Origin of the sequence: Chroococcidiopsis sp. CCNUC1 (assembly GCF_023546805.1) — a bacterium.
Taxonomy (GTDB): Bacteria; Cyanobacteriota; Cyanobacteriia; order Cyanobacteriales; family Chroococcidiopsidaceae; genus Chroococcidiopsis; species Chroococcidiopsis thermalis.
Genome location: NZ_CP097480.1, coordinates 3,049,098 through 3,073,730, shown reverse-complemented (window position 1 = coordinate 3,073,730; position 24,633 = coordinate 3,049,098). Strand labels below are relative to the sequence as shown.

18 protein-coding genes, 5 pseudogenes and 1 other annotated feature are annotated in these 24,633 nt (G+C 44.3%); of the genes and pseudogenes, 11 read left to right on the top strand and 12 right to left on the bottom strand.

Annotated features, from left to right (window positions below; all coding sequences use genetic code 11):
• Positions 1-67 precede the first annotated feature (67 nt).
• From rplA to rplL, 3 genes and pseudogenes are all read left to right on the top strand, one after another.
• Positions 68-783 (top strand): annotated as a pseudogene (gene rplA, locus M5J74_RS33465) (50S ribosomal protein L1).
• Between the two features lie 131 nt (positions 784-914).
• Positions 915-1,078: a sequence feature (ribosomal protein L10 leader region), on the top strand.
• Positions 1,079-1,144: 66 nt separating this feature from the next.
• Positions 1,145-1,696, top strand: a complete 552-nt coding sequence (rplJ, locus tag M5J74_RS14355; RefSeq protein ID WP_106167476.1) for a 50S ribosomal protein L10 — start codon at positions 1,145-1,147, stop codon at positions 1,694-1,696.
• Between the two features lie 51 nt (positions 1,697-1,747).
• On the top strand, positions 1,748-2,143 hold the full coding sequence (gene rplL, locus M5J74_RS14350) for a 50S ribosomal protein L7/L12 (RefSeq protein WP_015154767.1): 396 nt from the start codon (positions 1,748-1,750) through the stop codon (positions 2,141-2,143).
• Positions 2,144-2,230: 87 nt separating this feature from the next.
• On the opposite strand, the gene M5J74_RS14345 is transcribed toward rplL, so the two are convergent.
• The 5 genes from M5J74_RS14345 to M5J74_RS14325 form a co-directional block, all read right to left on the bottom strand.
• Positions 2,231-2,416: a hypothetical protein gene (locus tag M5J74_RS14345; protein ID WP_250017046.1), complete on the bottom strand. Its 186-nt coding sequence runs from the start codon at positions 2,414-2,416 to the stop codon at positions 2,231-2,233.
• A gap of 389 nt (positions 2,417-2,805) precedes the next feature.
• Entirely contained in the window at positions 2,806-3,951 is a 1,146-nt protein-coding gene (locus M5J74_RS14340) for a serine/threonine-protein kinase (protein WP_250017044.1), read from the bottom strand.
• Between the two features lie 100 nt (positions 3,952-4,051).
• Positions 4,052-4,240 (bottom strand): DUF4089 domain-containing protein, encoded by a 189-nt coding sequence (locus tag M5J74_RS14335; protein ID WP_015154765.1) that lies wholly within the window; start codon positions 4,238-4,240, stop codon positions 4,052-4,054.
• 2 nt (positions 4,241-4,242) lie between these two features.
• Positions 4,243-5,730: a carotenoid oxygenase family protein gene (locus tag M5J74_RS14330; RefSeq protein ID WP_106218322.1), complete on the bottom strand. Its 1,488-nt coding sequence runs from the start codon at positions 5,728-5,730 to the stop codon at positions 4,243-4,245.
• A 289-nt stretch (positions 5,731-6,019) separates the two neighbouring features.
• Positions 6,020-7,480: a folate/biopterin family MFS transporter gene (locus M5J74_RS14325; RefSeq protein ID WP_106218321.1), complete on the bottom strand. Its 1,461-nt coding sequence runs from the start codon at positions 7,478-7,480 to the stop codon at positions 6,020-6,022.
• A 52-nt stretch (positions 7,481-7,532) separates the two neighbouring features.
• Here M5J74_RS14325 and M5J74_RS14320 point away from each other — a divergent pair, with 52 nt between their 5' ends.
• Together M5J74_RS14320 and M5J74_RS14315 are read left to right on the top strand one after the other, a co-directional pair.
• Positions 7,533-7,721, top strand: a complete 189-nt coding sequence (locus M5J74_RS14320) for a hypothetical protein (protein ID WP_250017042.1) — start codon at positions 7,533-7,535, stop codon at positions 7,719-7,721.
• A 618-nt stretch (positions 7,722-8,339) separates the two neighbouring features.
• Entirely contained in the window at positions 8,340-9,146 is an 807-nt protein-coding gene (locus tag M5J74_RS14315; RefSeq protein WP_106218320.1) for a mechanosensitive ion channel family protein, read from the top strand.
• A gap of 39 nt (positions 9,147-9,185) precedes the next feature.
• Here the strand turns inward: M5J74_RS14315 and M5J74_RS14310 are convergent.
• The 3 genes and pseudogenes from M5J74_RS14310 to M5J74_RS14300 all read right to left on the bottom strand — a co-directional run bounded on the left by M5J74_RS14310 (position 9,186) and on the right by M5J74_RS14300 (position 14,321).
• Positions 9,186-9,658, bottom strand: a pseudogene (locus M5J74_RS14310) (imidazoleglycerol-phosphate dehydratase).
• Positions 9,659-10,114: 456 nt separating this feature from the next.
• Positions 10,115-11,854: a polysaccharide biosynthesis/export family protein gene (locus tag M5J74_RS14305; RefSeq protein ID WP_015154760.1), complete on the bottom strand. Its 1,740-nt coding sequence runs from the start codon at positions 11,852-11,854 to the stop codon at positions 10,115-10,117.
• A 376-nt stretch (positions 11,855-12,230) separates the two neighbouring features.
• Complete coding sequence (locus M5J74_RS14300; RefSeq protein ID WP_250017041.1) at positions 12,231-14,321, bottom strand: sensor histidine kinase; 2,091 nt, start codon at positions 14,319-14,321, stop codon at positions 12,231-12,233.
• Positions 14,322-14,684: 363 nt separating this feature from the next.
• On the opposite strand from M5J74_RS14300, the pseudogene M5J74_RS14295 reads away from it, so the two are divergent.
• The 5 genes and pseudogenes from M5J74_RS14295 to M5J74_RS14275 form a co-directional block, all read left to right on the top strand.
• Positions 14,685-14,882, top strand: a pseudogene (locus M5J74_RS14295) (restriction endonuclease); the annotation flags it as partial.
• Positions 14,879-15,795: pseudogene (locus tag M5J74_RS33460) on the top strand (SAM-dependent methyltransferase); the annotation flags it as partial. The pseudogenes M5J74_RS14295 and M5J74_RS33460, both read left to right, overlap by 4 nt.
• 162 nt (positions 15,796-15,957) lie before the next feature.
• The gene (locus tag M5J74_RS14285) at positions 15,958-16,182 is read left to right on the top strand and encodes a hypothetical protein (RefSeq protein WP_015154758.1); all 225 of its coding nucleotides are present in this window, start codon (positions 15,958-15,960) and stop codon (positions 16,180-16,182) included.
• A 38-nt stretch (positions 16,183-16,220) separates the two neighbouring features.
• Positions 16,221-18,392 carry a polyphosphate kinase 1 gene (gene ppk1, locus M5J74_RS14280; RefSeq protein ID WP_250017038.1) on the top strand — a complete coding sequence of 724 codons (2,172 nt, stop codon included), beginning with the start codon at positions 16,221-16,223 and terminating at the stop codon, positions 18,390-18,392.
• A 226-nt stretch (positions 18,393-18,618) separates the two neighbouring features.
• Positions 18,619-19,029, top strand: coding sequence for a response regulator transcription factor (locus M5J74_RS14275; protein ID WP_015154756.1), 411 nt, complete (start codon positions 18,619-18,621; stop codon positions 19,027-19,029).
• Positions 19,030-19,144: 115 nt separating this feature from the next.
• Here M5J74_RS14275 and M5J74_RS14270 read toward each other — a convergent pair whose 3' ends face one another.
• The 3 genes from M5J74_RS14270 to M5J74_RS14260 all read right to left on the bottom strand — a co-directional run bounded on the left by M5J74_RS14270 (position 19,145) and on the right by M5J74_RS14260 (position 22,282).
• Positions 19,145-19,327 (bottom strand): hypothetical protein, encoded by a 183-nt coding sequence (locus tag M5J74_RS14270; protein WP_015154755.1) that lies wholly within the window; start codon positions 19,325-19,327, stop codon positions 19,145-19,147.
• A gap of 113 nt (positions 19,328-19,440) precedes the next feature.
• Entirely contained in the window at positions 19,441-19,968 is a 528-nt protein-coding gene (locus tag M5J74_RS14265; protein ID WP_250017037.1) for a hypothetical protein, read from the bottom strand.
• Positions 19,969-20,146: 178 nt separating this feature from the next.
• Positions 20,147-22,282: a cation:proton antiporter gene (locus M5J74_RS14260; protein ID WP_106166244.1), complete on the bottom strand. Its 2,136-nt coding sequence runs from the start codon at positions 22,280-22,282 to the stop codon at positions 20,147-20,149.
• Positions 22,283-22,417: 135 nt separating this feature from the next.
• On the opposite strand from M5J74_RS14260, the pseudogene M5J74_RS33455 reads away from it, so the two are divergent.
• Positions 22,418-22,528: pseudogene (locus tag M5J74_RS33455) on the top strand (M48 family peptidase); the annotation flags it as partial.
• Between the two features lie 2 nt (positions 22,529-22,530).
• Here the strand turns inward: M5J74_RS33455 and M5J74_RS14255 are convergent.
• A complete protein-coding gene (locus M5J74_RS14255) occupies positions 22,531-24,621 on the bottom strand; it encodes a cation:proton antiporter (protein ID WP_250017036.1) in 2,091 nt (696 codons plus the stop codon).
• Positions 24,622-24,633: the final 12 nt, after the last annotated feature.

The following is a 24,633-nucleotide window of genomic DNA, read 5'->3' as shown; positions in this document are numbered from 1 at the left end:
AGTAAACGGCAGCAAAATTATATCGGGGGAGAGGCAGGAAGCTTCGCAACGACCCCAGGAGAGAAAAATGGCAAAAAAAGTATCGAGAAGATTGCGATCGCTGCAAGAGAAAGTAGAAGATCGGGCTTATGCGCCGATTGAAGCGTTGCAATTATTAAAAGAAACCGCTACAGCTAAGTTTCCCGAAGCCGCAGAAGCACATATACGGTTGGGAATCGATCCGAAATATACAGACCAACAGCTCAGAACGACAGTTGTACTACCCAAAGGTACGGGTCAAGAAGTCCGCGTTGCCGTGATTGCTAGAGGTGAAAAGGTCACAGAAGCGAGCAACGCAGGAGCAGATATTGTTGGCTCTGAGGAATTAATTAGCGAAATTCAAAACGGTAGAATGGACTTTGACAAACTCATCGCCACACCCGATGTGATGCCCCAGGTGGCAAGATTGGGTAAGCTGTTGGGTCCACGCGGTTTGATGCCATCGCCCAAAGGGGAACGGTAACGTTTGACATAGCCAGTGCAATTTCGGAGTTTAAAGCTGGTAAACTGGAATTTCGTGCCGATCGCACGGGAATCGTTCACGTTATGTTTGGGAAAGCAGCTTTCCCCGCCGAAGATTTGTTAGTCAATTTGAAGGCGCTACAAGAAACTATCGATCGCAACCGTCCCTCTGGTGCAAAAGGTCGTTACTGGCGTACTATTTTTGTTTCCGCGACTATGGGACCTGCAATTGAAGTTGAAATCAGCGGCTTACGAGATCTCAAGATGACAGAAGCAGCATAATTTATGGTAATGGGTAATGGGTAATGGGTAATAGGTAATGGGAAGTCAAAAGTCAAAAGTCAAAAGTCAAAATCGCTGGCAATCACTGACTGCTGATAAATAACCAACTACCAATTACCAATTACCAACTACCAATCAAAAATTGATAGCCGAAGACAGCAGGGGCTAATTAGCTTAATATCCTGCCGAGGTTTGTACAAAAATGTTTTTGATGACACTAGTTATAGTGAAGTCGAAATAACATGACGTACACCGTGTCACCTCGGCTCTTGAGTCGAGGTTTTGTTTTGGGTGGGTAGGGTAGGAGACACGGATTTCATGTGAATTGGTCGATCGCATTCCAAGCTAGGAGGTGAAATGAATGGGTAGAACCATAGAAAACAAACAAGAGATCGTGGCGGATCTCAAAGCTACTTTGAGTGAGTCCCAACTCGCTCTTGTAATTAACTATCAAGGGTTATCAGTAGCTGAGATTACAGATTTACGGCGGCGATTGCGCCCAACCGGAACAGTCTGTAAAGTAACCAAAAACACGCTGATGGGCATCGCGATTAGCGGTCAGGATAACTGGCTAGCTATGGAAGAATTGCTCCAAGGTTCTTCAGCATTTTTGCTGGTAAAAGAAGATATCAGCGGTGCAATCAAGGCTTACCAGGACTTCCAAAAAGCCAGCAAGAAAACTGAATTGCGCGGTGGCGTAATGGAAGGTCGTCTGCTGAAAGAAGCAGATGTTAAGGCACTGGGAGACTTGCCATCTAAAGAGCAGCTTATGGCTCAAATTGCTGGAGCTATCAATGCATTGGCAACCAAAGTTGCTGTGGGTATCAACGAAGTTCCATCTTCGCTGGCGCGTGGTATTCAGGCGTATGCCGATAAAGATGGCTCGGCTGCGACCGAAACAGATGCTGCTTAATCAGTAGCGAGAAAGACAAGCACAAATTTAGATTACATAGGAGTTAATTGCATGTCTGCTGCAACCGATCAAATTTTGGAACAACTCAAATCTCTAACTTTGCTAGAAGCATCTGAGTTAGTTAAGCAAATCGAAGAAGCCTTTGGCGTAAGTGCTGCTGCTCCTGCTGGAGGCATGATGATGATGGCTCCTGGTGCTGCTCCTGGCGCTCCTGCTGAGGAAGTCGAAGAGAAGACTGAATTCGACGTAATTCTGGAAGAAGTCCCCGCTGATAAGAAGATTGCCATCCTGAAGCAAGTGCGCGAACTAACAGGTCTAGGCTTGAAAGAAGCTAAAGACTTGGTAGAATCTGCACCCAAGCCAGTGAAGGAAGGCATTGCTAAAGAAGCGGCAGAAGAAGCTAAGAAGACTCTAGAAGCTGCTGGTGCTAAGGTGACTGTTAAATAGATCCCCCAACCCCCTTTTTAAGGGGGGTTTCGATCGCCATCTGTAGAGACGTTCATGGAACGTCTCTACATTTGTTTTAATATTGTTTTAATGCAAATTTGCATCCCAGATGCCTATGTAAATGCGATCGCGGCTGTTTCGTTCGATCGCTCCTTTTAGTTGACCTTGGCGAAAAGAATATCTGTTAGTCTGACGCTGATAAACTTGTTGCAATCCGTTGATAATTTCAGGTGCGGTCTGTTCGCGTAACATTCGCTGTAGTGTTGCTTGCATAGTTTCCGGCGCGACTGACTGAGCAAAAGAGACTTCAGTTTGACGCAGCCGTCCAGAAGTGCGATCGAATAAATAACCGAGCGTGATGCGTTCTGGCTCGATATCGTAAATCGCCGCACGGGTGTTAACCCAAAGACCTCTACTCGTTTTTGTAGGTTTGCCTAATGCTGCTTTGACTACATTTTCAGTAGTACCAATCGGAAATCCAGGTATATCTCGATCTCGATCCCCCCTAGCCCCCTTAACACAGCGGGGGTTGTGGAGATTCTCGCTCTGTCGCCCCCTTTTGCAAGGGGGGTTGGGGGATCTAGCAGCTACGGGACTAGCGGGAGAGTTTTGCTCTGTCGCCCCCTTTGCAAGGGGGCTGAGGGGATCTAGCAGCTACGGGACTAGCGGGAGATTCTCGCTCTGTTGCCCCCCTTTGTAAGGGGGTTGGGGGATCTATCCGTTGGGACGGGAAGATCTACCGACACAGGGGCAGGTGGCGATACTGGCAATACGGACGATCGCGGTGCTGGCTGGGGAATGAAACTAAAAACTGTAGCAGTACTTAGCAATCCACCAATGAGCAACCCACCAAAAATAAGATATTTCTGCTTTTTGCCCGAACTCTGTCGAATTGTAGGAGGGGGGAGAGTTCGAGTTTCTAAAGTCTGCTGGTGAGGGGGAGCGATCGCATCTCGATCGACTTCCTGGCGCGAGGATATAGTATCTACAGATTGCAAATCGTTAAGCATTTTAATCGCAGTTGAGTAGCGATCGCGTGGCTGATACTCAACTGCTTTATTCAGTACCGCTGCTAAACCAGGACTCACGTTTGCCGCGTACTGCTGCCAGATAACTCTTTCGGTATGGGGGTCAACCTCTAACTCTTGCGGCAACTTACCAGTCAAAAGATAAATTGCTGTCATGCCCAAACTGTAAATATCGCTGGCGTAGATCGGTCGCCCTACGGCTTGTTCTGGAGCCATGAAGCCAGGAGTCCCCAGCACCATTGTATAAATCGATCTACCTTGAGCCGCGATCGCCGTTGCCATTGTTTCCTTGACCGCACCAAAATCAATCATGACTGGCTGGCAGTCCGGTTGACGCAAAATAATATTGTCCGGCTTAATATCGCGATAAATAATTCCCTTACTGTGGACGTAATGTAGGACTTTAAGTAGACTCACTAAGATTTTCCAGACAGATGCTTCGCTCAGCACCCCTTCAGAGGTAACTTTTTTGGTGAGAGTTTCGCCCTCAATCCACTCCTGAATCAGGTAAAACTGTCCGTTTTCGCTAAAGTAGGCGTACAACTTGGGAATTTGATCGCTACCTGCACTCAAAGCTTCTAAGGTCGCAGCCTCACGCTGGAATCTGTCTTGAATGATTTGATACAGTTGCAAATCGTTTGCTACGGGTTTGAGTTGCTTGACTACGCAAGGACGGCGAGACGGCAAATATGTATCTGCTGCCAGAAAAGTTTCGCCAAATCCTCCTGCTCCCAGTAACTTAATTGTTTGATAGCGATTATTGAGTAGCGCAGTTGTCATGGAAAGTTTACTAGCAGTTTTTATACTGCTCGAATGCCATAACTCTACAGTAGCTATTTATTCAGATATCATCTGCTACCAAAAGAAACACCTCAGTCGATTAGGGTTCAAATACTGTAGCCGCTTCAATATCTTCTGGTATAGCAAAATCATTGACGATCTGGGCGATCGCTTTTATCTTGGCAAAATTATCTACCACTCCCGACCGATAAGCGGCTGGAATTGGTAAATCCAACACCAGCGCCATGCGATCGACATATTCAGCTAAATCCAACTGCTGCTCGTCCATGATTAACTAGCGATCGTGCAATCTGGGGCAAAATTACCGTGCAGTCCGTAGGGAATATGGTGCTTGAGATGTAAAGTCGCGATCGCGCCTTTATTTAAGTCCCGACCATCCAAAATTACCACATCAGAACGGTGGTGGTTAGAATCATAAACCACACTCAGTACCCAGCCATCATCTTCTAGCGTCGAGTCAGGACGAGGGACAAAAATCGGTTCGCTGATAAAGCCACGCGGCGCAGCACTCCAAAGTTGCCGTTCTCCAGATTCTAAGTCAATTTTAAGAATTGCTTGCAAAGGTGCATTTCCAGTAGATTCATGCGCCGCACCCATAAAGAGATAGCGATAAGGTCTACCGACTTTATCCTTGTGGATGCTAGGAAATTCGCAACATCTCGGCTCTATAAGTTCTCGCGATACTGTTTTCTCTTGTAAGTTGAGATGAAAGCGCCACAATTGCCCAGGCTTGAGCGCATCAAAATCTACTTGCTTGAAATCGCTAGCTGGTTCGACTTCGGGGAAAGACTCGTAGCAAATTGAATCAACAACAATTTCCCCATCTTGTTCAAAAGCGTTGGCGTGGTGAAACACAAACCCAGCGTGAGTTTCTAAAATCTGAACCGACTCTTTAGGATGGCGGGGAATTAGGACAATCCGTGTTTTTTGGTGGGGTTGGAACTTGATACACTCTGCTGCCCCTCTTAACCCTAATGTAAAAGGTATTGGGTTAAAAGCAACGGGGTTTTGGAAAAGAATGCAGTAGTTAGGAGTAATAGCGAAATCGTGAATGAAGGCAAACCCAGGAATACTATGGGCGTGCTGGCGAATAACTTTTCCGGCGGGATTCAGTTCAAAAATGGTAACTGTGGTAGATAGACCAACCTTGAGGGAGAAATTCACCAAGCAAGGTTCACCGCCGTCCATATCGCAACTCGGATCGAGGCGAGGATGTGCTGCAAAAGGATCGCCTTCTGCGATCGCGCCGTCCAGAAAATCTTTTCCCAAGGTTTCCAGATTGTGAGGATCGAGGCGATGGGGTTCTGCTGCTTCCCACAGTGCCAACAGCTTGCCACCCCAGTAGATCACGTTAGTATTGGCAATATTCTTGAGTTTGAAATCAAAGGCATTTGCCAACCAGCCGCCAGGTTTTTGCGTACCAAAGACACCGCGATACAAAATTTTTCCGGCTTTTTGTTCCTCCACATACGCTTCTGTACGAATGTAGCGATTGCGGAAGTGGGCGCGACCGTCACGAAATGCGATCGCGCTAATCATACCATCGCCATCAAAGGGGTGGTGAACTGGCTGTCCGTTGATATCCAATAAGCCGGGACCGTTGCGGAATAGTGTCCCGCACAGTTCAGGAGGGATTTCCCCTTCGACATCATCAATTGAATAGTCGTATTCTTGTTTGAGCGATTCGTATCCTCGCTGCCAATCGTGGCGCTGGTATGACTTAGGAGAAACTGTTGTGGCGCGTTCGTGAAGTTGCATAGTTAGGGAGTCGGGAGTCGGGAGTCGGGAGTCGTAGGGGCGGGTTTACCCGAAGTCTCTGTTAGCGTCCAAGTATTCCGGAAAACCCGCCCGTACAGAAATCGGGCATTGTATGGGCGGGTTCACCCGAGAATATCTGTTACTAACAACAGTATTTTGGAAAACCCGCCCGTCCGGGGATCGAGCAAAAAAATGCCTTACCCGTACAGATACAAAAATCAAGTCAAGATAAATTACAAATTATGACTATAACTTCATAATTCATCATGCAGCATTCATCTTTCATCCGTCACTCGGCAGGTTCTTCGACTGGTTCTTGTCGCAAAGAAGATGGTACTAACTCTGACAAGTTAGGTAGCAAAGTTTGCCCGATCTCTTTATTGTTAGTTGCATCTGGGGCGATCGCAGGTTGACCGCTAGCAGCAGTAATTTCTTCTTTAGCGGGCAGCCAGTTTAAAAATGGCAGGGGTAAAAGCGTTGATAAGTTAGTAATGACTACCAGAAGCCAGAGCAAATCGAAGTTATTCTGAGAAATGCCAAACCACCGCATCAAAATCGCTCCCATTTGATAAGAAGCTAGGGAGGCAAGATTTGATACAGACATCAACAAGGCAAACAAGGTTGCTTCTACTCCTGGGGGGCAAAGCCTTGCTGCCAACACCAAAACAGGCATGTAGGCAATTTGTCCCATCACCGTGAGGACAAGACTATCGCCTAAGCTAAACCAGCGATCGTCAATTCCTAAACTGCGGTTGGTATGAGTGACTAATAGCAGCATACTCATACCCAGGACGGCTGAAAGTAAAGTACTCCAACCAAAAATGACGCGGAAAGATACACCTTTGAGGAAGCGCTGAAAAATCCACACGCCAACGAGGGAAGCGATACTCGTCACCAGACGTACCCTACCCAAGAATTCTGGTTCAAACCCTAATTCGTTGGTGGTGAAGAAAAAGAAGGCTGCATCAGCCGTGGGAGTGGCTTGCCAGAGAAAAATAAAGGCGGTAGGAAGCCAAATTGTTCTTTGGGCGATCGCTTGTCGTAGTTGTTTAATTTGAGTGTTGACACTAGACCAGTTGGCAAACGCTTGCGAGTCATCTGTTTTGCTGACTGGAACTTCGGTAATAAACCAAGCAATGAAAGAAACTATGAGGGGAAAAGTTGCCGTAATCAAAAATACCGTGCGGGTGGTGAAATGTTCTAGCAGCCAACCGCTGAAATAAGCTGTAATTAAACCACCAAAGGCTGAAGTTCCCCAACATAGAGATTGCAGCGAACCCGCATCAGCTTGAGATTCGACTCTTGCTCGTTCTACCACTAAAGAGTCTACAATCACGTCGCTGACGGCAACCGATAAAGAGCCTAGCGCGATCGCCCCTACAGCTGCCATTGGCGTATGTACGACTGTCGCCATACTCACCCAGGAAATCGCCCCTAAAATTCCCGATAAGATCAGGTAAGGACGGCGGCGATAGCCAAAAATGGGTAAACCATCAGAGACAAACCCAAATACTGGTTTAATAATCCAGGGAAGCGCCACAATGCCTAATAAGGACGAGACTTCGGCTGGACTCAATCCCAGTTCATCCTTGAAGAAAAAGCTGACAGCAAGGCGGGCTAAGCCTAGAATTCCCTGAACGAAGTAGACAGTCAGGATTGCAATTAACTCCGTACTGGGTTCTTGACCGAAGAAAATCTTTTCTTTTAACGAGTCTTTTACCTTGGACAAGCCAGACGCGGAAATCAGCATTGATTAAAATAAATAAACTTTAAGATTTATCGACTTTTATATCATATCTACTTTGAAGATGTTAGCTGTCGGTGAGGCGATCGCAGCAGTACGAGTACGACAGAATCGCGGCTGTACTTTTGCGGATATCCATAGTTTACCCGTGCTACCCATACTACAAAACCAAACGGCGATCGGGCGATCTCCTGAACTCAAACCCAACTTCATCGCCGCCAATACTACTCCAGAGTTGAAGATTTAACGATTGAAACGATCGGTTTCAGCCCTTGATAATTACAGTGCGGCGAATCGATCGCCAGCGAATTTTGAGTTGTCCGAAAGGAGGGGCGATGCTGCCAAAACTTGACTTCGCCTGAGATTTTATACGAAGAAGAACATCAGTTGATAGCAATTCTCGATTGTGTAGATGACATTTGTAGGGGCGCACAGAGAAAGCGCCCCTACCAGACGTGTATTGTATCCAATTAAAAATTGCTATGAATTAGGAAACAGATACGAACATATTGGCAAAAACACCTGATTTACACTTAGAATCAACTGTTCAAGAGTAGCTGTTATTACACATAAAATACCAGTGTTTCAAGAACTACCATAAAAGCTGCTTTTCGTGTCGCAAATATAGACACAGATCGCACAGAAGCATGGCTATACGCTCGATATTATTACTATTTTGAAATAGAAATTCTGCATTTGTTTCCATCTATAAATTTATTTTTAAACAGAGATTTAACTCACAAATTTACTATTTCTTAAAAAAAGTTGAATAAGTATACCCGCAGAGAGATGACATGGGAATATCTAGCCAAGACGAAAACCTAAGTCTGTTTGGATAGTCATCAAATTTTTCTTAATACAAAATATGGACATAGCGCAAATTGTGCAGACAGCTTCGCAAACACTAACTCAAGTAGGGTTGAAGCTCATTGGGGCAATTGTTTTCTGGATTGTTGGTCGATGGTTGATTAACGTTGCGGCTAGCCTTTTATCTCGCAGCCTCAAGCACCAAAAAGTTGATAAAACAATTTTGAGCTACTTAGTAGCTACGGTTAAAGTCACGCTGAATATTATTTTAGTCGTGGCAATTTTGGGCTTTTTTGGCATTGAAACCACCTCTTTTGCAGCTTTACTAGCGGCGGCTGGTGTGGCGATTGGTGCAGCTTGGAGTGGACTGTTAGCGAATTTTGCCGCAGGTGCGTTTCTCATGATTCTGCGACCCTTTAAGGTAGGTGACTTCATTACTGCTGGCGGCGTGACGGGAACCGTGCAGGAAATTGGTTTGTTTGCCACCACGATTAACACTCTAGACAACGTACAAACGGTTGTAGGCAACAACAAAATCTTTTCCGACAATATTCAAAACTTTTCGGCAAATACTTATCGTCGCGTCGATCTAGTGGCTCAACTCAACCACAACACAGATCATAATGCCGCGATCGCTATGTTAAAAGAACGGCTGAGTCGAATTCCCAACGTTCTTTCTAATCCTGCCCCAGATGTAGAAATCTTAGAATTTAATTTAGCGGGTCCCGTGTTAGCAGTGCGTCCTTACTGCAATAATGCCGACTACTGGCAGGTTTATTTTGATACCAACCGCCTGATCCGCGACAGCTTTGGCGAAGCTGGATTTTCCGCGCCAGAACAACTTTACGCCATTCGGAATAATTAGAGATTTGTAGAGACGTTGCACGCAACGTTTCTACAATAATTACAACACGCCTTTAGAACTGGGAATATTCCCAGCCCGACGCGGATCGATTTCTACAGCCATGCGCAGCGATCGCGCCAAAGCTTTAAAAGTTGCTTCAATAATATGGTGAGAGTTAATTCCGTCGAGTTGACGAATATGCAGCGTCATTTGACTGTGGTTAACCAGTGCTACAAAGAATTCCCGCACCAGTTGAGTATCGTAGGTTCCCACTCGTTGGGTGGGAATTTGCAGTCCGTAACTGAGATGAGGACGACCGGAAAAATCTAAAGCAACCTGAATCAATGCCTCATCCAGGGGGCGAGAAAATGCCCAAACCGGATTATGCCCTTGCGATCGCCTAAAGCCTGGTGAAAAGCTTGTCCGAGGGTAATTCCCACATCTTCATTCGTGTGGTGGTCGTCAATTTCAATATCGCCAGTCGCCTTGACTTCCAAATCGAATAGTCCGTGGGAGGCTATTTGATGCAGCATGTGGTCTAAAAATGGAATTCCCGTCGCCGCAGTGCATTTACCCGTTCCATCTAAATTCAGCGTTACTTGGACATCGGTTTCGCCTGTAGTCCGGCGGACAGAAGCAGTCCGTGCGGCAAATGTGACTTCGTTAATTGAGGGGCGATGGCTAATCTGCATGACTGAAATTTAGGGAGTAGGGAGCGGGAAGTAAAGCGATCGGATTCCATTTTTACTTCTTTCATCTTACTGTTAATAGTTCTAGCCATTCATCGGATTTAGCGTTAATAGGTCAATATTGCTACTACACAAAACAATTAGGGTGCGATGTCAGTACCAATTTCCTCTTTGACTACGACAAAAGAGATCCCCCCAACCCCCCTTATCAAGGGGACTAGGGGGATCTTCCATAGCATAGTTTTAGTGAAATGGTAAGCGCACCCTACCCGCGATCGAACTAAACGTTATTTCAAAACGTTATCTCAAGATATTCACGATTCCTAGCACCGGACTTAAGACAGGTCCAAATACAGCGCCAATTGCGTCACCAACCCCCGCCGCACTGTTACGTCTGACGACAATAATGTCGTTGTCACGCATAGTTGGGTTATTTTCGTCGTTGATTCCTTTAGAAAAATCAAGCTTGACTCGGCGACTCGTAACCGTACCATCAGGATTGAGACGAATTAAATCTGCCGAACCCCTTCTAGCACGGGCGTTATCAAATCCTCCTGCTGTCAACAGCGCTTGGTTAAGCGGCGTATTGGGCTGCAAGTTGACTAGTCCTGGTGTTTTGACTTCTCCCACAACGCTAACTTGAATTGTCGCTGGAGAAAAACTGGCATCTGCTAAGGCAGTAGCATCTGCTGGGCTGATGTTTGTTGCCGTCGAAACGACGACAGTGTCACCTTCTTGAACGATCGTATCTTGGTTGGGATCTCCTTGCAGCAATTTCCAGAAACTCACGGTCATCTTTTGTTCGCCGCCATTTCTGGTCGGACGACGGATTTGAATGTTTCGCACGTCAGCCGAACTTGTAATTCCGCCAGCTAGCTGAATCGCCCGTGAGACTGTGGGCAAACCACCACCAGCACCTCCGCCGCCATCAATAGCTCCGCCGCCCCCTCCTTGGGTGTTACCTGGGGTAGTTGCAGCAGCAGCAGCAGTTCCACCCCCAATAATTACGTAAGAACCAGGACGGTTAACTTCACCTACAACTGTGACGGTACGGGGACGGTTGGAAGCCATAGCAAAGCTAGCATTAGAAAAGGCGCGAATATCTGCCATATTCACTTCAGTCGCCGTTGGTACGAAGACTGTATCGCCATCCCGTAAAGTGATGTCTTGTGGCAAAGTACCTTTTCTCACTAGTTCCATCAGATCCAGATTGATAATTCGCTCCGGTCCCAGTCCCTGCTTGCGCTTAAGCTGCACTTGCCTCAGATCGGCTGCTAGGGTGACTCCCTCTGCTAAAGTCAACGCGCCAACAATCGTAGGATATTGTACCCCTGGATTATCGCCTGCACCACCTTGCAAGCCCACAGTATACGAGCCAGGACGAACAACTTCACCCGCAATCACAACGTTAATTGGGCGTGGGGAAATTAGACTCACTGTGACTAGAGGACGCTTTAAGTAGCGAGAGTATTTTGCCGCGATCGCATCTGCTGCTTCTGCCTGGGTTAACCCTAAAATGTCTACAGGTCCGACCAGAGGCAAGAACAACTGACCACCAGGGGGAATCTGATAATCTCCGGTATATTCCGGCACTTCAAACACGTTGATGCGGATGCGATCGCCGCCTCCAAGAGCATAATCTACTGGTGTTTGGGCGGGTTGGTTGGCTGCTGGAGCTGTCGCCGGAGCGTTTGCTGGAGCTACATTGGGAAGTGGAGCTGCATTATTTCCTGGCGCTACTGGAGTAGTGGTTGGAGCCGTATTGTTGCTTGGCGCTACTGGGGTAGTGGTTGGAGCTGTATTATTACTTGGTGCTACATTTGGTTGAGCTGCGGGTTTGGTTGTTGGTAAAGACGGAAGAGTACGTGTTGGGCTAGCGGGACTGGTTGTTTCTTGCGCTTTTATTGGCGCTGGGCAAGCCATCGCCACTAGAGCAAAAAGTGTTAAACCTGCAACTGGCTTGGTAATTGCTTTAGACATACGTGTAGATTTCTGTGCGGAAATATAAGCAATTTCTTGCTGTTTTCTAGACTTCACCATTTTATGTTTTGTTGCCAGATATGGAATTCACTAGATATTCAGTATAAGTATGCAAGATCGATATGAGCGAACTTGAGAGTGGATTATGCCACACTTAGGCAAGCTTTGTAAAACTTCATTTAACGTTATCAAAAAACGCTATAAAAAATACGCTCTTACTAGCTGAGCCAAAGAGTAGTCGCGATCGCACAACAGAAAGCAGGGAAGCAACTATCAATTCACACTCTTACGCTGCGCTACACTACCCCTACGATACTCGCAAGCTACGTGTTAGCCAAAGGCGAAGCGTTCACGCAGTGTAGTGCGGCGTTTAGCGTTACGCAATTTACAATTAACTCCGAATTCCGAATTCCGAATTCCAAATTCTCCCCACACCCTACACCCTTTCTTCACTGATAACTGATAACTGATAACTGACCAAGGGAATCGCGACAATAAATTTAGTTCCCATACCAACTTGTGTTTCAAACCAAATTTGTCCCTGGTGAGTTTCGACAGCTTTTTTCACAATTGCTAATCCCAAACCCGTTCCTGCAATATTGCCTACGTTTGTAGCACGATGAAACGAGTCAAATAAATTCTGGCGATCTGAAACAGGAATACCAATTCCGCGATCGCGAACTTGAAATAGAATTTGATTTGGTTCCCAGAGCAAATCAAAATGAACTTCAGTTGCAGTTGGAGAATATTTAATCGCATTAGATAGCAGATTAGTAAAAATGTGTCGCAATAGCTTTTCATCCATTTGTACAATCTCTGCTTTTCCTTGAGAATGAAATACAATTGTATGGGTTTTTGTTATCAATTGGATTTCTTCAACCAAACTGCGGCACCACTGAAATAAATCTATTGAAGTCGGTTGACATTCTAATTTTCCCGCTTCGGCTTTACCCATCACTAGCACGTCATTTAAGAGAGAAGTCATGTGCTTAACCTGAGTTTGAATCCGCTGTAAATGGTAGATTTTTTTCTCTTCGTGCCAAATTGCACCATAGTCTTCTACTAATTCAGCAGAGGATAAAATTGCTGTTAAAGGGGTACGGAATTCATGAGAAGTTATGCTGACAAAACGAGATTTAAGTTCGCCTAGTTCTTTTTCTTTCACTAAGGCTTGCTCGATTTCTACATTTTTATTAGTAATTTCAGTAAAAGATATTTGTAATTGAGCTACCATTTGATTGAATGAGTCAGAAAGTACCGCGAGTTCGTCAATACTTTCTACAGATTGTCGGTTAAAATCAGTATTCGTAAAATCTCCGATAGCAGCTTGTTGCGCTAATACTTGACTTGCTCGGCTCAAGCGTCGAATTGGCATTGTAATCCAGCGGGATGTAATCGCGCTAAGTACAGTTGTGATAAGTAAAGCTGTCAAACATAGCACAAATGTTGTGCGGTTATTATCATGAATGTCCTGCATGAAATCCGATTCAGGCACGACGATCGCAATTAACCAGTTCAATCCATAGTTATCTTTCCAAGGTTTAATACAAACAAATTGCCGCACTCCTGTAATTTTAAGCTCGAAATGTTGCTCGACTTCAAGTAAGTTTAGATTGTTGAATTTTCTGAGTAAAAATTTTGTAGTTTGTCGGATTATCGGATCGGGACTATCAGCTGCATGTATTCTTCTTGCTTGGCGATCGACGATCGCAAATGGTCGATCGGAACTAGAACTAGCTACTAATAAGCCATTCTGTTCGATAATAAAAATCTGTTCTGAAGAACTGACTGGTAATTGATGTAAATAATCGCTAATTTGTGACAGAATCAGATCGACTCCAATAACACCTATAAGCTTTTGTTGGCGATCGCGAATGGGATAGCTAGAAGAAATTGATAAAACTTCTGGTTTATCTCGCCACTGATAAATTGAACTCCACACGGGTTTACCTGCTTTCACTGCATCTGCATACCAACTCTCCTGTTGTACTGGTTGGATAGTGTGAACTATTTCCTTCAGGTTTTGGCGATTTCCCCACTTGTCTGTAGTATAAACAGATTGGTGACTAGGCGATGTTTTCAGAGTTTCATTTATGAGTAAATCGCCGTTATTGAGACGCTCTACACCAATAAATTCGCCTTGGATGTTGGCATAGTTAATATAACCAACATTGAAGACTTGCATTTGCTTCCAAAAGTAATGTCCGGTGAGATCGAAGTCTTTTAAGTCGAGTAAACCTAACTCAGCTGCATCTAAATTAATTTGATTAATTTGTTTGGGAATTGCAAAATAAGCAGAGAGGCGATCTTGAATGCGATCGCCAGCTTTATCTATTATGCGATCGGCGAGGCGATCGACTGTTTGCTGACCGTTTTTGAAAGAAAAATAGCCAACTAATCCAACTGTTGCTACTATGTGCAGCATAAATGGTACTGCCAATACTAATTGCATGGGCATTCTTCTAGAGGTTGGGTGAAATAGCCCGTTTGCGGTTCTCAGCCACCCAAAGCGTGAAAGCAGTTTCATGAATAAAATTTCGCTAGTTCTAGCTTATTATTCCCTTTTGAGTTGGTAAATTTTAAGTAAAGAACGCCACAACCACTTAAATGTTTAGTAACTAGTTAAGTTATTTTACAAACAAAAGCGCAAACTTCAGGATTTTTTACTTTATTGTTTAACAGTTGTATTCTCGGCATGCTTGTCGATCTTGAACGTAAAATATTTCTAGTTCGCGATCGGGTTTTAGCATAGTAACAATTATCAAGTTTAACGATTTTTGATTTTGATTTTGAAGAGTATCATACTTTAAGACTCGTTATTGTATAATATTGAACGCGATCGCCAGTTGTAAATATGTCAATTTTGACCGTAGAAACTCTTTGCTCTACCGCTATTATGTCGGATCGAAATCTACCTGTTGATGAAATTGAAGTAGCCAATATTGCAGATGAAATATTAATCAATCTACCCGCACAAGAATTTTTGACTATTTCTAATGCTTTGCAATGGCGACTTCAGTACAGCAGAGTAATTGAGCGTGCTGGCAAAGAAGAAGGCGTAATTGCTGTTTACAGATCTAACTTATGATTTCAAACAGTCAGAAAGCAAAAATAGAGTACGGAGATTTTCAGACACCTCTGGAACTAGCCAATTTAGTATGTCATAAATTGCTAGAGCTTAAGATCGAACCCGATCTTATTATAGAGCCAACTTGTGGGGTTGGAAATTTTCTAGAAGCAACCGTACGTTCCTTTAAGTTAACAAATAAAATTATTGGAGTTGAAGTCAATCAGAGCTATTTACAAATATTGTAAGTAAATCAACAGCTTATTGAAGATGAGAGAATTGAGATTATAGCTGGAGACTTTTTTCAATATGACTGGATACCTTTGATAGAAAAATTTAATGAAAAGGTACTGATAATAGGTAATTTTCCTTGGGTAGCAAACTCACAACAAGGAACAATAAATGGTAGGAACTTGCCAAAAAAACGAATTTTCAAAAATATACTGGTTTAGATGCGATTACAGGTAAGAGTAACTTTGATATTTCTGAATGGATGCTGATTCAGACAATTCACTGGCTACAAAAAGATGGCGGCTATCTAGCAATGCTTTGCAAATCTTCTGTTTCAAGAAAAATATTGAATTACATTCATGCTAAAGGATTAAATCTTGCTAGCTGCTCGACATACAAAATAGATACCAAAAAATATTTTAATGCAAATGTTGAAGCCTGTTTATTAGTATGTAAATTTGATTTGAATTCGCAAAACTATTATTGTGATGTGTTTAGCAGTTTAGAAAGCCAAACCTCATATCGCATAGGATATGACAACAACATCCTCATTAAAGATTTAGACTCTTTTCAAAAACTAAGCATGTTGTACGATCCAAACGCTATTATAAAGTGGCGCTCTGGCATCAAACATGACTGCTCAAGCGTGATGGAATTTCGTGAAATAGATAGCATGTTTATCAATGGTTTAGGAGAAATTATTGTCTTAATTTGAAAGCATTAGCAGAAATAAACGGATGTAGGACTTGAGCTACTTAAATTTAATTGACACATACTATCCAATCTGGAGCGATCGCCTCTAGGCGCTAACATCTCAACAGAGTTAAAAATTTATTACCATTTGGTTAAATTACAATTAAAACTCATGAATAGTGAAGAACTAGCGCGCTACATCGAAAGCACAGATGGTATATCTAAACCCTGGCTGCTATTGCAATTGCGCCTGAAGAAGCTGCAAGAGCGATCGCACCTACTCACTCCAGAGGAATATGCTAAAGAGTTGGCAGACATACACCAAGGATTGATGAATCTGGGAGAATGGTGGCGGGGGATAGAAGACGAGGCGTTCGGAGTTGACTATCCTCTATAAAGTAGCGTCACCATTCTAGCTTTGCAGCCAAAACTTCTATGCCTAGAACTAAAAAAACAACCACTACACAAGAAATTGCTACTGAAATTAATTTCACAGATCCGCAATACTACTTCAATCGCGAGTTGAGCTGGTTAGAGTTTAATAATAGAGTTTTACATGAAGCTTGCGACCCGCGATCGCCTTTACTAGAACGATTGAAGTTCTTAGCAATCTTCAGCTCTAACTTAGATGAATTCTTTATGGTGCGTGTAGCAGCTTTACGCCAGCAACTAGCGGCTAAAGTCAGCAAACTCAGTCCAGACGGACGCACCCCAGAAGAACAGCTAGAAGCAATTTCTCAACGCCTGCGTCCCTTGGTAACGCAACAACACCGTCATTTCGAGCAAGTCCTCAGACCCGCTTTAGCGCGAGAAGGAATTTATATTTTAGACTACATGGACTTGAACCAGGAACAGCGGACGTACCTGGAACATTACTTCGACGAACAAATATTTCCCGTCCTCACCCCTCTTGCTGTAGATCCGAGTCACCCCTTTCCCCACATTTCTAATCTCAGCTTGAATTTAGCTGTAGTCATGAAAAATCCAGTGACGGAAGAAGAATTATTTGCACGGGTGAAAGTGCCGAAAGTCTTACCGCGATTTTTACCGCTTCCAGAAGAACTGCGGGTACAACACCATGACAAACCCGCGCATTGGACGGGAGTACCTCTAGAACAAGCGATCGCCCATAACTTAGAATCCTTGTTTCCAGGGATGAATATTTTAGAATATCACCTGTTTCGGATTACCCGCGACGCTGACATAGAACTGGAAGAAGACGAAGCCGACGATTTATTATTGGCGATCGAACAAGAACTGCGCAAGCGCCGTATTGGTGGATCGGCAGTTAGGCTCGAAATTCACTCTCAAATGCCAGACCTAGTACGTAATAGACTCTTACGAGAACTCGATTTAGAAGAAAGGGCAGTTTACGAAATTGATGGCATATTGGGACTAGGAGATTTAATGTCATTTATGGCATTACCGCTACCAGAACTGAAAGATCCACCTTGGAAATCCGTCGTTCCTCCACGCTTGCAACGCCTCAATCCTGCTTTAGCAGATACTGAAGAAGGAACTGATTTTTTCAGCCTGATTCGAGAAAAGGATGCTTTAGTTCACCACCCATATCATTCTTTTTCCTCCACCGTACTGCGGTTTATTAGTAGTGCGGCTCACGACCCGGATGTTTTAGCGATTAAAATGACGCTGTATCGCACCTCTGGCGATTCCCCCATTCTTAACGCTTTGATCGCCGCCGCTGAAAACGGTAAACAAGTCGCAGTGTTAATGGAACTCAAAGCGCGGTTTGACGAAGAGAATAACATTTATTGGGCGCGACGGTTAGAAAAAGCTGGAGTTCACGTAGTCTATGGCGTTGTCGGACTGAAAACCCACTCGAAAATCGTTATGGTCGTGCGGCGGGAAACAGATCGCATCCGACGTTACGTCCATATCGGCACTGGTAATTATAATCCCAAAACAGCCAGAATTTATACTGACATGGGACTCTTTAGCTGTCGGGAGGAATTGGGAGCCGATCTGACAGACTTATTTAATTACTTAACTGGATATTCGCGCCAACAATCATATCGCAAGCTATTGGTTGCACCAGTTAATTTGCGCGATCGCATGGTGGCTTTAATTAAGCGCGAAACTGAGTGTTGTAGAAATGGTGGTACTGGTCGGATCGTAGCGAAAATGAATGCTTTGGTCGATCCGCAAATTATTGCTACCCTCTACGAAGCCTCTCGCGCTGGCGTGCAAATCGATCTAATTATCCGAGGAATGTGCTGTTTGCTACCCGGACTTAAGGAAGTAAGCGAGAATATTCGTGTTATAAGTATCGTTGGGCGCTTTTTAGAACACTCCCGTATTTTCTATTTCCACAACAATGGGGAAGAAGAGATTTATATCGGCAGTGCTGATTGGATGCCACGCAATCTCGATCGCCGGGTTGAGGCTGTCACCCCAATTGACGATCGCCATCTTGCCAAAGATTTACAAGAAATTCTCGGAGTCATGCTTGCCGATAATCGCCAAGCTTGGGACTTACAGCCTGACGGACGTTACATTCAGCGCCGTCCTGCCCCTAATACTCCCCAATCGAGTTCTCAGAAAATATTTATGGAAATGGCTCTCAACCCAGGGACAACCAGTGACTAGGTATGAGTGGTGCATGATGCGTGGTTTAATTATGAATTGAATCGTCTTCCTTGTCTTCCTTGTCTCCCTTGTCTCTTACTAACAATCAACAACTATCAACCATTAACTATCAACAGTCCTCCCTACATTCCACCATAGGACAGAGGTAATTTTACCTCGAACAAAAATATACTGTGAAAATCAATAATTTATAATCGTCCGCCCTGGTAATCTTATTCGGTTTAAAATGCTGATGTTATCTTGCGAACCTTCCATTGTCAGAGTCTTGGTTGTAGACGATCACGAACTTACTCGTCTCACTCTGAAGCTAGCGATCGCTCACCAGGAAAATTTAGAACTAGTAGGATTAGCCAGTAACGGCAAAGAAGCTGTTGAAATGACGCAGCGCTTTCATCCAGATGCGATTGTGCTTGACTTGCAAATGCCAGTTATGGATGGTTGGAGTGCTGCTGCCAAGATTAAAGATATTCAGCCAGAAACTCAAATTATCGCCTATTCTTCTGTAGAAGATCCAAAACTCCACGACCGTCAAGCAATTGCCTGCTTTGATGCAATCTGCAAGAAAGACATCGCTACTCCAGAACTAATCAACATCATTAAAGAATTAAAACAACAACAAGAAATAAATCGCTCGTAAACAATGGTTTGAAAAAGATGAGTTTGTAGCGGGCAAGAAGATTTGTTAGCACTGGAAAGCGATTCTAGAAATCGGCTTCCGGTGCTTTTTGTTTAGAAGGGGGGCAAATAATAGATTAGTTAGTCGCGTTGTCAGGAAAAGTGCGCTTAAATTCATCAAGTAAGTCGTCCATTTCTTCTAAAGCTTGATTGACATCTATTCTGAGCGTACCTAAGTTAGGTTGTTCTAACAAGCGCAACAATGATTCGCGTTTTTCTTCAACTAACACAATTCTTGCTTTCAAAGTTTCAATATCCATCGTTGAGTCCTTATTTGATTCTGCCCTTATTGTAGTAGAAATCAAAAGTTAAAAGTCAAAAGTTAAAAGTTAAAAGCAGAAGTTGTTTCATCTCATCTGCACCTGAAGCTCCCCTACTCCCGACTCCCGACTCCCGACTCCCGACTATTTGATTCACCAGATTCTAGTCGTTTGGCAGTAAAAGCAATTTCTCTAGCTGTCGTACCTATATCGAGTTTACCTACTATCCTTTCTGACTGAAACTGACTAGAAATTGCGATCGCATTTACAACTGCTGCTACAGGTCGGCGACAGATTGTCGCTAAAGGGACATTACCAGTTAATTGCAAGGTGCGATCGCTTAGTTTTCCTGTGAGAGTCGGTCTTTTTTCTCCAACCCTAGCCTTATGCGAACTACTCTCTGCTAACAATAAAGACCCGTTTAAGTAAATACCAGATTGCTGTATGTCTAACACCAAGTTTGATAATTCCAAACAATCAGGTAAATTTTGGTCGAGAGACAACAGATAACGCCCTTGAATTGATGTTTGTGCTTTAAGATTAGCCTCCCCATAGGCAGAAACAACTTTAAATAACAGTAAAACCGAACTAATTGCAACACCGTAAAAAGCTAAAGATTTGAGATTGAAATGGTTTTTCATTGTTACTTGTCATTCGTCATTGGTCATTTGTTATTTATGAATAGCTAGTCACCGAATTTTTATCTAGTCACTAGCCACCAGTCACTAACCACTAAGTTACTTGTCATTCGTCATCGGTCATTTGTTATTTATGAATAGCTAGTCACCGAATTTTTATCTAGTCACTAGCCACCAGTCACTAACCACTAATAACATCAAGGTGAGAACTGACTTGACTGTGGCGACGGGCAATTAGTAAAGAAGATTGACACTGGATTGCTAATTCATCTGTGTACCTGCCTAGAGTTTGTCGTTCAATTCCCCAAGCACGACTCATGCCAACTATAGTTAAATCGACACGGGCTGATGCTTCTACGACTGCGAGAATCGGTTCAGAAGTTTCTTTTGGTTGGATTATAGAAATGCGATCGCGCACTTTCTGCGGCAGTTGTTGCATGATGTTGCGTAACTCGTTACTGAACTCGCTTGGCGCTGGTGTTGCTTGCAGCACTGACAAACATGCCGTGTCGCAATTCGCTAGCAGCCGCAGGGCGATGACTAATGCTAAGTCGTCGTGAATATTGCCAATATAAGGCACTAGCAGCGATTCTAAGTTTTGTTTGTCGCGATCGATGTATACGGCTACGTCTACTGGAGCAAGGCTGAGAATTTGACCGACACGCCCGCCTAATCGATTGTTACTAAAAGCCGGACGATGCCAACCGACAACGATTAAACTAACGCTGTCAAGTTTGGCAATCTCGGTTGTCGCTCTGGCAACGTCGTTGCTGACGCGAACGATGGGATGAATCAGAGAACGAATTGACGGTGGTTCTAAAGTTTGGATTAATTCTTCTAGCTGTTGATAGCGCTCTTGAATTAACCTGTCAGCGGCTTCTGGCGTGCTTTGGAAAGCGTAGTCTTCTTCGATTTCGATCAAACTGAGCGGATGGACGATCGCAGCAGCCGATCGCCCGCCAGCGATCGCTGCTGCTAATTGCAACAGTCCTTGTTGAGTACTGGGATTTGCGACTGGGACTAAAATTCTATACGCCGGAGTTACAGGCTCTATATCACCTGCTTGTGGTGGTTCTGGTTCTACCAAATCTAATTTAATCAGTCGCTTCGGATACGTCCATTCCAGCAGTGGTGAGGTCATAAACGTTGTCACCAATGCCATAATCACCAGCATGGTAAACAGTAAAGGCGAGATGACACCTAAGCTCAAACCAATGTTGAGGACGATCAACTCTGTCAAGCCACGGGTATTCATTAACCAACCCAAGGCTGATGCTTCTCGTTTATCGATGCCACTGACACGCGCCGCTACATAAGTACCGATGTACTTTCCGGCGATCGCCACTACCAAAACTAATAAACACAACAGCCACAATTCCGGACGATTGAGCAAGCCAATTTGGGTTCTGATCCCGCTGTAGGCAAAAAAGACGGGGAGTAAAAAGATTAAAACGAAGTCTTCTGTCTTTTGGGCAATCTCCCGCACCAGATCGTGATCTTTGGGCATGACTGCACCGACTAAGAACGCCCCAAAAATCAAGTGGATACCAATGACTTCGGTAATTAAAGCAGAGATTACCACTCCCATGTAAATGCAAGCTAAGAGCAATTGCGTCAAACGTCCAGTACGATGAAAGAGTTTGGCAAGATACCGTAAACACCAGCGCCCTGCTGTCACCATCAAGCCTATATAGACGATCGCGGCAATAATTGTCGGGATAGCCTTGACAAAATCACCCTCTTTTGCAACTGCGATCGCCACTGCCAAAACGCACCAAGCCGTGACATCATCTACTGCGGCGCACGTCAGTGCCAAAGTTCCCAAGCGCGATCGCTGTAAGTTATTTTCGGTAATAATCCGCGCTAAGACGGGAAATGCCGTAATTGACATTGCTGCGCCTAAGAACAAAGCAAAGGCAGTAAAGGAAACACTCCCATCAGAGACTAGAGGATAGAGGATGATGGCTGAGAGCGTCCCTAAAGAAAAAGGGACTAAAATACTGACGTGAGAAGTAAGAATTGCTATATCTAACTGTCCGCTCAAGTATTTAGGATTTAGCTCTAAGCCAATCAAAAACATGAAAAATATCAGTCCGATCTGAGACAGCACGTTTAAGTAAGGAAGTGTTTCAGAGGGAAACAATGCTGCGGCAAGATCTGGGGCAATTAAACCAAATAGCGAGGGACCAAGCATAATTCCCGCGATGATTTCACCTATGACCAGCGGTTGCTTGATCCAGCGGCATCCCATTCCCACAATCCGCGAGAGTGCTATGACGATCAGCACTTCAATTAAAACGAGAATGACTGCGTGCATAACTTCCTCCAGCAGCAGATGCCCCTACGATGATCTTTTAATCATCTCTGTAGTGTCAACTAATTTTGAATTTTGGATTTTAGATTTTGGACTGGAGATTAGACTAGTTTTCGGTGCGAAACCTAGTCTAATCTCCAGGCAGTTAACATTGGTGTAGAAGTAGCACTGCGCCGTCCTAACAGTCGTCAAGCTGAATTTGAAGCCGATGATGTCGGACTGCAAGCTTTAACAAAGGCTGGTTACGCTGATTAGATCCGTTGGGGAAAATGAATCACAATAATCGAAACTTCTGGATGACTCCGAGCGATCGCCTCTGGTGCAACCCCCAACGCTGGTAGACCTCTAATATCTGGATGAGTTCCAGCCGTTAAGATTAATAAGTCATCCTGCTGAAGCATTTTGGAAACTCGACCGATAAAGTTGCCCCTGACTTGTTGAATTTGAGTGTCTGGACTCAATCCTAATTCTTCTGGATTAAAGGACGTGCGTTTGCGGGGACTGGCTGTTACCTGCAACAGTTGTAGCGATGCCTTGAGTTCGTCAGCGAGAGACTTAGCAAGCGACACCGTTTGTCCAAAAGTGGACGCTGATTTTTCAATATCGGCTATTGCCAAAAAGACGCGATGAGTATTTTCAATTGGCTGGGCAAATCGGGCAATTAATACAGGGACTGTAGCGCGACGTATGACGTTATCGATCGCACTACCAAAAAAATTTTCGCGATAAGTTGAAAACCCTTTCCAGCCACAAACAATCAGATTGGCATCGCGTTCTAAGGCAGAGCGTAAAATTCCTTTATCGACTGAATCATCAATGCGTCCGATCGGTTCGACTGCCGTTACAGCTGCATGAGCGATTGTTTCTGCTGTGGCTAATAACTGGCTTTGCTGAATTTTTGCTTCTGGCGCGATCGTTCCCTGTTTATCTGGCAAAATATGTAAAGGTAGTAAAGTTCCCGCTGTTTTTTTGGTTAGAATTAAAGCTAAATGAAGTAAATTATCTTCCGTACTAGGGTTAGCAACAGGGACTAAAACGCGAAGATTTTGAGCTGCGGCAAAGCCTTGTTGTACTTGCTTTGTTCTCCCCTTGCTAGTAGGATTTGCTGCTTCAACTTTCACTCCTTGACCCCAACGACTAGTAACCCAAGGAGAAGCAATACAGGTGACTAAAATCATGGCAACAGTGCCGTTAACAGTTGCTTGGTCTACAAGTTGAATCTGAAAAGCAACTGTAATTGCTGCTAGCGTCGATGCAGCTTGAGCAACAGAAAGACCGAACATGACCATAATGCCAGAGGACTGAAAGCCAAATAGCTTACCACTGCCCCAAGCTGGAACAAATTTGGCAACGAGCGCCACGACAATCATCACTCCTGCTACCAATAGCGATCGCGGATCGCTAACTAATAGCCTCGGATTAATCAACATTCCTACTGAAATTAGAAAAAATGGCACGAATAAAGTATTACCAATAAACTGAATGCGATTCATTAGCGGACTCAGTTGGGGAATCAGTTGAGTAATGGCAATTCCCGCTAAAAATGCCCCCACAATTGGCTCAATATCAATTAGTTCTGCCGCATAAGAAACAACAAATAAAGTTGCGACGACAAACGTAAACTCAGCCCCTTCGTCATGCCCAAAACGGCGAAAGAACCAACGACCGATTTTAGGAACTCCCCATAAAGTAGCAAAGGTATAAATAGTTAAAGCCGGAATCAGAAATAACCAAAAACTGAGGGAGAGGCTGCCTTGATGTGCCTGGACAACAACGGCGAGAACGAGTAAAGCTAAGACATTGGTAATTAAAGTTGCTCCCAAAGTCGCCGTGACTGCCTGAGTCCGCATAATTCCCAATTTAGTCGCTACTGGTAACGCCAAGAGCGTGTGGGAAGCAAAACAGGAAGCAACGAGTATCGCTGCCAAGAAACCGTATCCGATTGCCAGCATCGCCACCGTACCCAGTGCCATCGGCACGATAAAGGTAGCAATGCCAAAAATTACTGCTTTGTCTGCGTTGTATTTTAGGTCGTCGAGGCTGGTTTCTAGCCCAGCCATAAACATGAGAAACAACAAACCCACAGTACCGAGCAGGATAATCGTGCTATCTCGCTCTAAAACTCCTATTCCGTAGGGTCCTACCACCACTCCCGCTAAGATTAAGCCGACAATTCCTGGTAGCCTCACCCGCTCGAATAACAGCGGTGCAACCAGCATAATCGCCATAATTGTCAGGAAAACTGGTACTGGATCGGTAATTGGACCAGCGAAGACTGAGGGAGTCAAAAATTCACGAGCGCGATCGCCCCACATTTGCAATTGTTGCCAAAAATTTGTCATAAATTTGGAGAT

What these genes read in the sequence shown, in the direction of transcription:
- M5J74_RS14345 (WP_250017046.1), bottom strand. Translation starts at nt 2,416, where the DNA reads ATGCAAGCAACACTACAGCGAATGTTACGCGAACAGACCGCACCTGAA.
- rplJ (WP_106167476.1), top strand. Translation starts at nt 1,145, where the DNA reads ATGGGTAGAACCATAGAAAACAAACAAGAGATCGTGGCGGATCTCAAA.
- M5J74_RS14315 (WP_106218320.1), top strand. Translation starts at nt 8,340, where the DNA reads ATGGACATAGCGCAAATTGTGCAGACAGCTTCGCAAACACTAACTCAA.
- M5J74_RS14275 (WP_015154756.1), top strand. Translation starts at nt 18,619, where the DNA reads ATGCTGATGTTATCTTGCGAACCTTCCATTGTCAGAGTCTTGGTTGTA.
- M5J74_RS14265 (WP_250017037.1), bottom strand. Translation starts at nt 19,968, where the DNA reads ATGAAAAACCATTTCAATCTCAAATCTTTAGCTTTTTACGGTGTTGCA.
- M5J74_RS14260 (WP_106166244.1), bottom strand. Translation starts at nt 22,282, where the DNA reads ATGCACGCAGTCATTCTCGTTTTAATTGAAGTGCTGATCGTCATAGCA.
- ppk1 (WP_250017038.1), top strand. Translation starts at nt 16,221, where the DNA reads ATGCCTAGAACTAAAAAAACAACCACTACACAAGAAATTGCTACTGAA.
- M5J74_RS14340 (WP_250017044.1), bottom strand. Translation starts at nt 3,951, where the DNA reads ATGACAACTGCGCTACTCAATAATCGCTATCAAACAATTAAGTTACTG.
- M5J74_RS14300 (WP_250017041.1), bottom strand. Translation starts at nt 14,321, where the DNA reads ATGAAACTGCTTTCACGCTTTGGGTGGCTGAGAACCGCAAACGGGCTA.
- M5J74_RS14285 (WP_015154758.1), top strand. Translation starts at nt 15,958, where the DNA reads ATGAATAGTGAAGAACTAGCGCGCTACATCGAAAGCACAGATGGTATA.
- M5J74_RS14255 (WP_250017036.1), bottom strand. Translation starts at nt 24,621, where the DNA reads ATGACAAATTTTTGGCAACAATTGCAAATGTGGGGCGATCGCGCTCGT.
- rplL (WP_015154767.1), top strand. Translation starts at nt 1,748, where the DNA reads ATGTCTGCTGCAACCGATCAAATTTTGGAACAACTCAAATCTCTAACT.
- M5J74_RS14325 (WP_106218321.1), bottom strand. Translation starts at nt 7,480, where the DNA reads ATGCTGATTTCCGCGTCTGGCTTGTCCAAGGTAAAAGACTCGTTAAAA.
- M5J74_RS14270 (WP_015154755.1), bottom strand. Translation starts at nt 19,327, where the DNA reads ATGGATATTGAAACTTTGAAAGCAAGAATTGTGTTAGTTGAAGAAAAA.
- M5J74_RS14305 (WP_015154760.1), bottom strand. Translation starts at nt 11,854, where the DNA reads ATGGTGAAGTCTAGAAAACAGCAAGAAATTGCTTATATTTCCGCACAG.
- M5J74_RS14335 (WP_015154765.1), bottom strand. Translation starts at nt 4,240, where the DNA reads ATGGACGAGCAGCAGTTGGATTTAGCTGAATATGTCGATCGCATGGCG.
- M5J74_RS14330 (WP_106218322.1), bottom strand. Translation starts at nt 5,730, where the DNA reads ATGCAACTTCACGAACGCGCCACAACAGTTTCTCCTAAGTCATACCAG.